The sequence below is a fragment of the Breznakia pachnodae genome (assembly GCF_030814225.1).
Lineage (GTDB): Bacteria > Bacillota_I > Bacilli_A > Erysipelotrichales > Erysipelotrichaceae > Breznakia > Breznakia pachnodae.
Genome location: NZ_JAUSUR010000004.1, coordinates 264,753 through 277,100, shown reverse-complemented (window position 1 = coordinate 277,100; position 12,348 = coordinate 264,753). Strand labels below are relative to the sequence as shown.

9 protein-coding genes are annotated in these 12,348 nt (G+C 34.1%); 8 read left to right on the top strand and 1 reads right to left on the bottom strand.

Annotated features, from left to right (window positions below; translation table 11 throughout):
* The first annotated feature begins 35 nt into the window (after positions 1 to 35).
* The 6 genes from J2S15_RS12385 (at position 36) to J2S15_RS12360 (ending at position 9,993) form a co-directional block, all read left to right on the top strand.
* The gene (locus J2S15_RS12385) at positions 36 to 845 is read left to right on the top strand and encodes a nitroreductase family protein (protein ID WP_307408770.1); all 810 of its coding nucleotides are present in this window, start codon (positions 36 to 38) and stop codon (positions 843 to 845) included.
* 145 nt (positions 846 to 990) lie between these two features.
* Positions 991 to 6,378, top strand: coding sequence for a SpaA isopeptide-forming pilin-related protein (locus J2S15_RS12380; RefSeq protein WP_307408768.1), 5,388 nt, complete (start codon positions 991 to 993; stop codon positions 6,376 to 6,378).
* A 113-nt stretch (positions 6,379 to 6,491) separates the two neighbouring features.
* On the top strand, positions 6,492 to 7,289 hold the full coding sequence (locus J2S15_RS12375; protein WP_307408766.1) for a histidinol-phosphatase HisJ family protein: 798 nt from the start codon (positions 6,492 to 6,494) through the stop codon (positions 7,287 to 7,289).
* 57 nt (positions 7,290 to 7,346) lie between these two features.
* Complete coding sequence (locus tag J2S15_RS12370; RefSeq protein WP_307408764.1) at positions 7,347 to 8,117, top strand: NYN domain-containing protein; 771 nt, start codon at positions 7,347 to 7,349, stop codon at positions 8,115 to 8,117.
* 96 nt (positions 8,118 to 8,213) lie between these two features.
* Positions 8,214 to 9,443 (top strand): DUF349 domain-containing protein, encoded by a 1,230-nt coding sequence (locus J2S15_RS12365; protein WP_307408762.1) that lies wholly within the window; start codon positions 8,214 to 8,216, stop codon positions 9,441 to 9,443.
* Positions 9,444 to 9,555: 112 nt separating this feature from the next.
* Positions 9,556 to 9,993, top strand: coding sequence for a MarR family winged helix-turn-helix transcriptional regulator (locus tag J2S15_RS12360; protein ID WP_307408760.1), 438 nt, complete (start codon positions 9,556 to 9,558; stop codon positions 9,991 to 9,993).
* Positions 9,994 to 10,259: 266 nt separating this feature from the next.
* Here J2S15_RS12360 and J2S15_RS12355 read toward each other — a convergent pair whose 3' ends face one another.
* Positions 10,260 to 10,790 (bottom strand): GNAT family N-acetyltransferase, encoded by a 531-nt coding sequence (locus J2S15_RS12355; RefSeq protein ID WP_307408758.1) that lies wholly within the window; start codon positions 10,788 to 10,790, stop codon positions 10,260 to 10,262.
* A gap of 155 nt (positions 10,791 to 10,945) precedes the next feature.
* On the opposite strand from J2S15_RS12355, the gene J2S15_RS12350 reads away from it, so the two are divergent.
* Together J2S15_RS12350 and J2S15_RS12345 are read left to right on the top strand one after the other, a co-directional pair.
* Positions 10,946 to 11,782 carry a MerR family transcriptional regulator gene (locus J2S15_RS12350; RefSeq protein WP_307408756.1) on the top strand — a complete coding sequence of 279 codons (837 nt, stop codon included), beginning with the start codon at positions 10,946 to 10,948 and terminating at the stop codon, positions 11,780 to 11,782.
* Positions 11,775 to 12,284: a ClbS/DfsB family four-helix bundle protein gene (locus J2S15_RS12345; protein WP_307408754.1), complete on the top strand. Its 510-nt coding sequence runs from the start codon at positions 11,775 to 11,777 to the stop codon at positions 12,282 to 12,284. Before J2S15_RS12350 ends, J2S15_RS12345 begins: the two co-directional genes overlap by 8 nt.
* Positions 12,285 to 12,348: the final 64 nt, after the last annotated feature.

Here is a 12,348-nt window from a genome sequence, read left to right as displayed (position 1 = left end):
GTGATAAGATAAAAGAAATATGCAAGGAGACAGTGATGGAACAGTTTACAGCAACTTTAAAACAAGATGGTAGGTATGCAGTTATTGCGTTACCTTTTAATGCGAAGGAAGTCTTTGGTATAGCCAAAGGTACGATTCATGTGGAAGTAACAATAAAAGATATCCACTTTCGAACAAAGCTAGTATCCAAGGGAAGTGATTCTCAAATTATAATAGTAGATAAAAAGACACAGAAGTTACTTGGTTTTCAAGGAGTTGATATGCAGGTAGATGTGAAATTAACTTGTGAGAATCAGAAGGGAAAAGAAGAAGTACCAAAGATTGAGGTTTCAGGTAATGAAATGATTCAAGGTATTTTTGAGCGAAGAAGTGTTCGTAACTTTGAGAAAAAAGAAATAAGTGAAGATATTGTAAATACAATCTTGCAGGCAGGATTTAGTGCACCATCTGCAAAAGGGAAACTACCATTTGATTTCATCGTAATTGATCATCCAAATCAGTTATATAGTGAGACTATTCATAATGTAAATACAAAGCCATTAGAGAATGCACCTAAGGCAATTCTCATTTGTGGAGACCTGAGTAAGGAAGGGACAAAACCATTTCTTTATAGTTCTTGTGGAGCAGTGGCACAGAATATGCTCTTAGCCATTCATAGTCTTGGTTTAGGAGGAGTGTGGATTGGAGTAAGCGGAATCAAAGCATTTGAGAATCATCTTATTCAATTCTGTAAACTTCCTGCAAAGATTATTCCTGTATGTATCATTGCATTTGGTTATCATAATAATCAAACTAAAAAAGAAAGAAATTGGCATTCATCAAAAATTCATTATCATAAATGGTGATAAATATCACACTTTTATACTCTCTTAAGTTTTATGGGTAAACTAAGAGAGTATTTTTTACTTTGGTGGTATAGTGAAGACGTCAAGTTAAGGACTATAGGAGAGGAGGAACCTGGTAGTTTTTTTAGGTACGCCAGGTGGGATTATGAAAAGATTAGGAAAAGGATTATTTGTATTTTTATTAAGCATATTTATGGTGTTTCAAATGGTTTCAGTCAGTGGAGTGTTGGCAGATGAAGAAAGTTCTGTTACACCTCAGGATGGAGAAGTTGTCGAAAGTGATAATACTGAAACATCGACAGATGAAGAACAAACAGCAATAGAAGAAAATAAAGAAGAAGTTACTGAAACACAGGAAGAAACTCCAGTTGTTGAAGAACAAACAGTAGCGACACAAGAGTTGGTGACACAACTAGAAGCGGATGCACTAACTGCTCAAAATGTTAGAGATTATTTCACTGATGCATCAGATACGATTGTAAACAGTGTTGATATTACATATACGGATCCAAGTGGGAAGAAATTAGATGACCCACGAATAGATTCACAGATAAATTTTACCTTTGGAATAGCGATTCCTGACAGTATTGCAACTCAAATAAATTCAGGTGATTATTATGATATTACCTTGCCAGACAATATTAATATTGCAACTGGTATCAACAATGTTGAACTTTATGATAATGAGGGAGTATTATATGGAGTATTTTCAGTAGGTACAGACAACATTGTACATATTGTATTTACAGATGAGGTACATAACACAACAGGTGTAAATGGAAGCTTGTTTTTTCAGGGAGGTTTTGACCCTAGTAGTTTTACTGGTCCTGGTGATTATGAAATTACGATACCTGAAGGTGATGGATTTACAGTACCTCTTACAATGAAACCAAAACCTGGAGGAACAATCGATAAAGCAGGTGCACTGGATCAACCAGTCGCAGCTAATAATGTTACATGGACAGTGAATATTAATAAATCAATGGATAAATTAACAGGAGTTTCAGTTAAAGAAACACTACCAACATCAGTTCAATATGATGGTGTTAAAGTGTATAAATCAACATTGGATTTATATGGAAATGTGGTTGGTACAACATTAGTTGAACCTGATTCTGGAGTATATACCGTTGATGATGAAGGGAATGTAACCTTTAATGGTGAAATTAATGATGCCTATCAGTTAGTATATGTGACACCAATTTTAGATAGTTCTAAGACACCATTAGGTGGAAGTCTTACTATGAGTAATACCGCTACCTTATCTTCTAATGAACACGAGGATTTAAATGCTAAGGCAACAGTAACTGCTCAGTTCAATAAATTAATTGAAAAAGTAAATACTGGTTATGTTAGTAAAGATCAACGATTTCACTGGAATATTCGTTATAACTATGGAGGCCTTACAATACCAGCAGGACAAGCTGTTATAAATGATATTTTTGATGATAATACCACAGATGATAAACCAATGGCATTTGATAAAAGTACGTTGGTTGTACGTAAAGTTACATTCTCACCAACTGGTACTCCAATTTTAGGTGAAGTGTTAACTAACTATACATTAGATACAGATGATGATGGACGATTTGAAATAAAATTTAATGATGAAGTGGACTATGCAGTAAATATTACTTATGATACAAAAGTTCCTGATGGATTTATTGTTAAAGATGATTATAGTGTCACAAACACCGCAATTACTGGTGGAATACCTCCTACTAATTCGCATTCAACTGCGAATGTGAAACAACAATTAATAAATAAAAGTTTAGTGCAAGCTGATGTATCCAATAAAATATTAAGTTGGAAAACAGTTTTGAATGCCAATGAATATCCTTTAACATCTCGTTACTATCAAGATTTCTTTGGTACACGTCAAACGATTATTGAAGATAGTATTGTGGTTAAAGATTTAACTGACCCATCTTCGATACCAGAAGAGGGTGTGGATTACATATTAACAATTGTGGATGATGAAGATGAAACAGATGATCGAGGACCATTTTTTGCGATTTCCTTTAGAGATACTTATCCTCAAGACCATAGCTTAGAGATAACTTATAAAACGGACTATAATAGTGATCCAACACCTGAATCAGGAGTATTTGATAATACAGCTTACTTTACTTGGTCTTCAGAAGGAACTCCTGGTGAAAGTAGTGATTACGCTTATTATAAGCCAACTACTTCAGATGTACTGAATGGTTCAAAATCTGGTAACTATAATGCAGTAACAAAAGAAATTACATGGAGTGTACTTGTTGATTATGCAAACACTGGATTTAAGAATGCCTATATTGAAGATCCAATTATTAGTCCTGAACAAGGCCAACAAAAGTTTGTAGCTAATTCAGTACGTATTTATAAATATACACTGAGTGGTAATCTTGGTATTCCAATCAAAGGAGAGGAATTATCAGATACAGAATATGCAAATTTAATTATTGATGAAGCAAGTGAAACAAATGGCAATGTATTAACTATTCATTTACCAGACGGAGAAGGTAAGTATTGGGTAGAATATCGTACAAGTGTTCATGGTGAGAATGTTGCTAGTAAGTATAAAAATACAGCAACCCTTCACAATGACTTATCAGTACCACATGATTTAAAAGCAGAAGTTGATGTAAAACATGGTGGCAAATTGGTTGAAAAAAGTGGAGAACAGGGAAGTGATGGATATGCTTGGTGGACAGTAAATATTAATCCAAGTCAATCAATGATGGATCATCTGACAATTGTGGATACACCATCAGCCAATCAGACAGTACAGTTAGACTCGCTTAAAATTTATCCTGCAATCGTAAATGAATCAGGTGATATCAAACAAGACTTAGCAAACCCACTCGTAGTAAATGAAGATTATAAAGTTGTCTACCAGAAAGGTGATGATGGCTTATTACACTTAGTTGTTACCATGGTAGATGTACCTACAGATAAGGCATACATTATGACTTATAAGGCAGCAATTCTTTTAAGTGGTAATGACCCGGTTACTAATACTGTAATGGTTAATGACAATGAAGTAGATGGTATGGATGGAAAAACCAATACAACAATTACTATTCATACAACCAATGCAGGTGGAATTTTAGTTGGTGAGCGAACTTCACTAATTATTAGGAAAACCGGATTGAATGGTGTAGAACTGGAAGGTGCTAAATTCCAATTATATGATCGTAATGGAAATAGTGTTGGTACTCCAGTTACTACTGATGCGGATGGTGAAATTATTTTTAATAATTTAATTAAGGGTAATTACTATATAAAAGAACTGGAAGCGGCTCCTGGATATGTAATCAGTGATGAATTATATGATGGAGTATTGATTAGCGTTAATCAGGTAGACCAGCTTGAAGAAGTTACCAATGAACAAACCAGAGTTGTACTTACAAAGTATGGACGTGATAAAGCTAAATTGGAAGGTTCAGAATTTACCTTGCAAAAACAAGAAGCAAATAATTCTTGGTCAACACTATATACTGATTTGACTACGGAAAGTGATGGTACTTTGGAAGTTGATGGATTAGTAGAAGGAACTTATCAGTTTATTGAAACGAAAGCACCTTCAGGCTATGTTCGTTTGGAAGAACCAAAAGTATTTACGGTTGAAAAGGGTAGTGATGGAAGAATTCCTCAAGTCATTAATGTTGAGTTCCAAAACTATCAAGGAAGTGTAAAACTTAAGAAAGTGGATGCTCGTGCTGAAAATCCTATTGGATTAGAAGGTGGAGTATTTAGAATTGATTCCCTGATTGGTCCTTACCAAGAAACGGTTACTTCTGATGTGGAAGGTGATGTAGAATTCTCAAATCTTGCACCTGGTACCTATTACATTCATGAAATAGAGGCACCAGAAGGATTTGAATTAAATGAAGGAGTACTTGAAGTAGTGATACCAGAATCTGTGGCAACTCAAGAAGATTTAGTCATTGATAAAGGTAACTTCACCAATGGTTATTATTTAGGAACCATTGATATTTATAAGATGAATGAAGCGCAAGAAGGTTTAGGTGGTGCACAGTTTTCACTTAAACGAGTTGCTGATGAAAATGGTGTTACAGTTAATGATACACAACGTTCTGAAATAACTACCAATAAAGCAGGACAAGCTGTTGTAAGTGGGCTTCCTATGGGGACTTATGAAATTTGGGAAACCAAAGCTCCAGAAGGATATATTCTAAATACTGAAGTTCGTGAATTTGAAATTGAATCAATTGATCCTGGTATCAGTATACCAATCCAATTAGATCCATTCATTAACTATCAACAGTCAGTAGAGTTTATGAAAACTGATACGAATGGTACAGGTTTAGCAGGTGCAGAATTTACCCTAACGAAGTTAGGTTCAGATTCACAAACAATTGGAACTTACCTAAGTAATAGTGATGGAAAGGTTTCAATACCTAATCTGGCACCTGGTAATTATGAATTAGAAGAAACAAAAGCTCCATCTGGTTATGTAATCAATAGTGATAAAGTTACCTTTATGGTAAATGATTTTGCTCCTGGAAAACCTAATGTGAAAACATTGGGAGATGTTGAAAATGGACAAGGTAGTGCTACGTTTAAAAAGACAAGTGAAGATGGAAGTGCACTAGAAGGGGTCATCTTTGAATTATCGAAACTGGATGATAGCAGTTTTGTTTCAGTTGAATATACAACAGATGAAAATGGAACGATACGGATGGATCAATTAACACCTGGTAAGTATCAGGTAGTAGAAAAAGCAACAGTTGATGGATATATTCTAAATACCCAACCATTCACATTTGAAATTAAGGCAAGTGCGAGTGGACTTCCTGAAACATTAAATTTGGATGATGTTGTAAACTACAAAGGTAGTGTACAACTTCTAAAGATTGATAATGATGGAAATCCTTTAGCTGATGCAGAGTTTACACTGGAAACCGTTGGTGAAACAAATGAAGATATTGGAAGTTATACAACTGATAGTAAAGGAATTATTGAAGTGAAAGATTTAGAACCTGGAACTTATCAGTTTGTAGAGACAAAGGCTCCTTATGGCTTCTTATTAGATGAAACTCCAATCACCTTTACAGTTGAAACGGAAGCTTCTGGTAAACCAGAAATGGTAGAAGTTAGTGCTGTAAATGAAAAATATCTTGCTAGTTTGAAAATCAACAAGGAAGGTAGCGATGGTAAACGCTTGGCAAATGCACAGTTCAGATTGAGAGATGAAGATGGAGATATTGTGAAAGAGAATATCATCACTGGTAAAGATGGTTCGGTTACCGTAAGTAATCTGGAAGCAGGTACTTACTATGTGAAAGAAACCAAAGCACCAGATGGATACCAGATTGAAAGCAAAGAATATAAGGTTGAAATTACGTATCGTATGACAACCAAAGAAGAAGATACTGATATGGTAGAAGTCACGGTGGTGAATAAACCATTAGATGAAGTTACGACAGGTGATACACATAATAAAATGTTCTTCTATGGACTTGGTTTGGTATCATTGTCAGTAGTAATTCTTATGGCAAGAAAACAAAAGCATAAAGCATAGTATTATATGGAAACACCAGTTCTGTTGAAACCACAATGAAACTGGTGTTTTTATGTTTGCCTCTTTGATATAAGAACTGTATAATACGAGTGTGAGAAAGTTGAGGTAGTTAAGTGAGAGTAGATTATCATTTGCATACAAGTTTTAGTACAGATTCACAAGAATCAATGGAATTGTATTGTGAATCAGCGATAAAGCAGGGAATTAAAGAAATTGCAGTAACCGATCATGTAGATTTAGGAGTAGTAAATGAGTATACATCTGAACAGGTAGTAGATTATCCCAATTATGCAATTGAAATAAAAAGATTGCAGGATAAATATAAAGATAACCTTTGTCTTCGTAAAGGTTTGGAATTTGGAGTACAATTTGAATACTTAGAAGAATATAAGGATATTGTAAAAAACAATGATTTGGATTTTGTGATTATGTCCTGTCATCAGATTGATAATAAAGAATTCTGGTTAAATGATTATCAGAAAGACAAAACACCATATGAGTGTTTTGAAGGATACTACAAATACTTAATGGAACTGGTGAAAGTGTTTTCTGACTTTAGTGTTATTGGTCATTTGGATTTAATGAAGCGTTACAGTAGTTATACACCTACCGTTGATGATGAACATGAAACAGTAATTAAGGAATTACTGCAGGTCATTATTGATCATAATAAAGGAATTGAAGTAAACACTTCAGGAATCCGTTATGATTTAGGTTCCTTTCATCCTAGTGAAAAGATTTTACGTTGGTATTACGAACTAGGTGGAACTATTATTACTGTGGGATCAGATGCTCATATTCTTAAGGATTTAGGGAACGGAATAGATGAAGCTCTAGTAATGTTGAAAGAAATTGGATTTGAATCTATCTGTACGTTTGAAAAAATGCAGCCAATTTTTCATAAACTTTAAGTAAATGAATATTTAAATGGTAAAAATTGTGTATAATAGAGTTGATGGGAGAACTACATGGAAAAAGAAATTAAATTAGCCCTACTAATTGATGCTGACAATATATCAGCAAAATATATTCAATATATTATGGAAGAGATTGCCAATCACGGACTTCCTACATATAAAAGAATTTATGGAGACTGGACTGATTCGCATATGAATAAATGGAAAGATATTTTGTTAGAGTATTCCATTACACCAATCCAACAGTATGGATATACGGTTGGAAAGAATGCGACTGATTCAGCCCTTATTATTGATGCAATGGATATTCTGTATTCACAAAGTGTTGATGGATTCTGTATTGTATCATCTGATAGCGACTTCACAAAGCTTGCCTCTCGTTTAAGAGAGTCTGGCAAGTTAGTTGTAGGGATGGGTGAGAAAAAGACACCACGTCCGTTTATTGTGGCTTGTGAGCGATTTAAATACTTGGAATCATTAAGCAGTGCAATGAATGAAGAATCAAGTGAAGAAAACAAGAATGTTGCAATTAATGAAAACAAAGATGATATTCGTCTTTTAAAGAAGTCGATACGTTCAATTATCATCGATATATCGGATGATGAAGGATGGGCCAATATGTCATCATTAGGAAACATGTTAAGCAAACGTTTTCCTGACTTTGATGTGCGTAACTATGGGTATTCAAAACTTACTCCTTTGATTTCATCATTGGATGATTTTGAAATCAAATCAGTACAGTCAAAAGATTCTCATGTTGTGCATAAATTGGTGAGAAACAAAAGTAAAAAAGGTAAAAAAAGCACAAACTCTAACAAATAGGTTAGAGTTTTCTTGCATTTATGTGAGGCAAGCTTTTGTATTAATGGGTTTGCGAAGAACCCATTTCTTGGTATAATAGATAATGAGGTGGAATTTATGATTGATAAAATTAAAAGCAGGTTAGAAGAAGTAATGAGTTCTGAAGGAACTGTAGAAGAAAAAGAAAGAAGTCTAATTGATTATTTTTATGAAATCATGAAAGATGATGAATTAGTATTTGAAGAAGCAAAGGCAGAAATTGATTCTGTATATAATAAGTTGAAAGAAACAACCCAAAGTAATCATATTCAAGTTCAATTGGATAATGAATATCGTCAGGCAGTTCGTAACTTCAACAAACAGTTGGATCGTGTAGAGTTCCAACGTAAAGGTAAAGCGGAAAAAGAAGAAATTCTTGCAAGTATGGAAGAATTAAAAGCTGGTGGTGATTTTAAATCACTTACCCGTACACTTTACAATTTTAAAGATGACTGGGAAGATGCTGCTTACGCAGGTAAGGATTATGATGCTCAGTTAAATACTCAGTTCAAAGAATTATTCGATGAAATGATGGGTGCCAAAGACAAGTACTATGATGATATGAATGTAAATCGTCAAAGCGCAAAAGAACAAAAAGAAGATTTAGTAAAAAGGGCAGTAGAAGCAGCTAAATCAACAAGATGGAAAGAAACATCACAAGTGATGAAATCACTTATGGATGAATGGAAACAATCAGGAAATGCTGGTAAAGAAGACAATGATCTTCTTTGGGAGCAGTTCAATGGAGCACGTCAGGAGTTCTTCCAAAATCAGGAACAATATTTTGATGAGTTACATGTACGTCAGGCAGAAAGCTTAAAAGTAAAAGAATCACTGATTGAACAGGCAGAAGCTGTTTGCGACAGTGAAGACTTTAAAGAAACAGCACAAGTAATGCGTGACCTAATGAACCAATGGAAAAAAGCTGGTTCTGCAGGCAGAGATGTAGAAGATAGTTTATGGGAAAAATTCCAGGCAGCGAGAGAGAAGTTCTATTCTCGTCAAAAAGAATACTATGATCAGAAAAAAGGAAAGTTCATGGATAATCTTTATGAAGGAATTAAACGTAGAAATAAACAAATCTCAGATTTAGAAGCAATCAACAAAGACTTAGAAGCACAGATAAGTGAAATTCACCGTATGGATCCGGTACTGGGAAACCAAGAAGATCGTTGGGAAATTACCAACCAAAGAAATCAAGAGGTTGCAAAACTTCAGACTTATGTTGATGAAAACCTTAAGAAGATTCATGATCTTAGAGAACAGTTAAAAGAAATGGATGAAAAGTACACAAAGCTTGAAGATTAACATGAAAATAGAAGGGAAGTATCCCTTCTATTTTCAGAAAAAAGTATTGACGAAATCGAAATATCAAATTATAATATATTTATAAAATATAATTTATAAAACTGGAGGGTTTATGGATAGAAATTTAGTTGAAGAATGTGAGCAATTAACGATTGAAACACAAGAATTAGGAATGATGATTATGCGTCCTTTCTACGAAAGACACAAAATCAATTACTTGAAACTTAGTGTTTTACGTGAGGTATCACAAAGTAATTCAATTACTTTAAATACATTATCTCAAAAACTGGGAAAAGCAGCAGCGAATCTCTCAGTTGTCATCTCTGAGATGGAAAAAGACAATTTGGTACAAAGAGTACGCTCAGTGAACGATCGCCGAGTGACCTTTATTCAACCAAAAGATAAAGGAAAAAAGATTTCTGATTTAAGTTATGAGCATATCGCAAAGGCATTTAGTGATATCTTTGGCGAAGGAGAGATTTTCGAAGAACTTATAGATGTATTGGAGCGCTATAAGGAGAAATTACAAACTGCTGTAGACAGCATGTAATAAGTGAAAAAAAATACTGAAAAGGGTTGTAAAATGAGCCGGATTACAGTATCATACTAAGTAGAATAAAAAAATTGAAGACAAGTAAAATTGTCGTGTAATATAGAATATAGTTATGTTGGTTTATACAGATAATATAATACCGCCCCTCCAAAATTGGTTTATATGGTTCTGTGTAAATATAAGAGAGATTGTAGCCAGTCTCTCGCTTGTAGAGCAGCGATTCCCCGCTGTTCTTTTTTTCGAAAGAAAGGTAATCAGCTATTTCACTGATTACCTTTCTTAAAATCATTATACAAACAGCCGTACTCGTAAGTATCCTGCCACAATGGCTGGTTTTCTTCATCCGTAAAGAAATAAACATTTTGAAGAAAATGTCCTTCTCTTCGAAAACCAATACGCTCTAATAGTTTCCATGAAGCTTTATTCTTAACATTGCAGTGTGCACTTACTCGATGAGCATCTTGTTCTTCAAACACATAATGAAGAAGTCTGGTTACGGCTTCACTGGCATAGCCTTTGTGCTGATACTTAGAATTAAATACATAGCCAAGCTCCCAAAGATATGGACTGCTATTAGCAAGGTAAACCTGGCCAATTACAGCATTTGTTTTTCTTAATACAATTGCCCAAAAATCATTTTCACTTATCATAGCATCTAAATATTCACTGCATTGTTTTTTATTAAGCTTTTTATAGGGTTCATATTTTACTACTTCAGGGTCTGATAAATAATTATAAATATCATTTAAATCATCATTTTTGAATCTTCTAATTTCTAATCTTTGTGTAATCATTACTTTTCTCCTAATTTTATTATATAAGAAAATCGCCTAAAATAGGGGGCTTTATACAAATTTTAAATAAATTTACGAAAAACGCTTGACTCTACTATAATGGTAGAGTTTACACTATAGTTAGCCAAGGAGAGGAAAGATGAAAGAGGTAAAATATGATTAGAATAGGAGAGTTTTCAAAATTATCAAATATTAGTATTCGAATGCTTCGTCATTATGATGAACTTGAACTATTAGTTCCAAGTCAGATTGATGATATGAGTGGATATCGTTACTACAGTGCAAATCAATTGGAGATTGCCAATAAAATTCAAAGGCTAAAAGAATTAGGGTTTTCATTAACAATTATCAAAGAGATTATTTATGAAGAAGATACTAGTGGAATCGAGCATTTCTTTGATGTTAGAAAAAGAGAGTTGGAAGAAGAACTAAGTAGAATCAAACTGCAGAATTCATTATTAGAAGAAGCGATGGGAATTGTAAAGGAAAAAGCAGATATTATGAAATACCATGTATCTTATAAGAAAATGCAGCCATTAAAAATTGCCAGTATCAGAAAAATTGTAGATAACTTCTATGAAGAGAGCACCCTATGGAGTGAACTGTATGAGAAGTTAGCACAACAGAATGTGAAGATACCAGCAGATGCTACTGCATTAGCAATCTACCATGATGAGGAATATAAAGATAAAGATGTAGATATTGAAGTATGTATTACATTAAAGGACTTACAGGAAGATAAAGATGGAGTTACCTTCTATACCTTACCAGAGTATGAAGTAGCTTCTACAACGTATCATGGAAGCTATGAGCAGATGCCGTTAGTTACCCAGGCAACTGCAAAGTGGATAGAAACTAATGGACATGAGTTGAGTGGGAAGATGTTGAACATCTTCTATGTATCACCAGCACAAGATAAAAATGAAGAGAATTGGATTACCGAGGCTTGTTTTGAAATAAGAAAAGAAAGAGGAGGACAAACAGATGCCTAGAGCGACAAACAAAACGGATTTATTATTAGACTCACAAACAAATTATGCAAAATTAAAGGACTTAGTAGAATCATTAACACCACAGCAACAAGAAGGAGCATTCCCATTTGAAGACCGTGATAAGAATGTACGTGATGTACTTGTTCACTTGCATGAATGGCACAATATGATGTTACACTGGCATCAGGTAGGATGTGTAGATGGAGAAACACCAGTACTTCCTAGAGAAGGGTATAACTGGCAACAGACAGGTCCAATGAATGAAATGATCTGGGGAATGTATCAGGATGTATCCTTGGAAGAAGCAAAGAAACTTTTAGATAAAAGTCATCAGCAAATCATTGATCTTATTGAAAGTCATACAAATGAAGAATTATATACTCGTGGATATTATAAATGGACAAAAACCACAACACTAGGACAATACCTTGTTGGTTCTGCACCAAGTCATTATGACTGGGCAATGAAAAAAATCAGAAAATATAGAAAAGCAATTAAGTAGAACTGGAAAATTCCAGTTTTTCTTTTGTCTGATTGAAGGTATAATGTCAGTATTAGGGAGAATT

Coding starts and splice junctions, on each gene's coding strand:
- J2S15_RS12355 (WP_307408758.1), bottom strand. CDS start 10,790: ATGATTACACAAAGATTAGAAATTAGAAGATTCAAAAATGATGATTTA.
- J2S15_RS12380 (WP_307408768.1), top strand. CDS start 991: ATGAAAAGATTAGGAAAAGGATTATTTGTATTTTTATTAAGCATATTT.
- J2S15_RS12385 (WP_307408770.1), top strand. CDS start 36: ATGGAACAGTTTACAGCAACTTTAAAACAAGATGGTAGGTATGCAGTT.
- J2S15_RS12350 (WP_307408756.1), top strand. CDS start 10,946: ATGATTAGAATAGGAGAGTTTTCAAAATTATCAAATATTAGTATTCGA.
- J2S15_RS12345 (WP_307408754.1), top strand. CDS start 11,775: ATGCCTAGAGCGACAAACAAAACGGATTTATTATTAGACTCACAAACA.
- J2S15_RS12360 (WP_307408760.1), top strand. CDS start 9,556: ATGGATAGAAATTTAGTTGAAGAATGTGAGCAATTAACGATTGAAACA.
- J2S15_RS12365 (WP_307408762.1), top strand. CDS start 8,214: ATGATTGATAAAATTAAAAGCAGGTTAGAAGAAGTAATGAGTTCTGAA.
- J2S15_RS12370 (WP_307408764.1), top strand. CDS start 7,347: ATGGAAAAAGAAATTAAATTAGCCCTACTAATTGATGCTGACAATATA.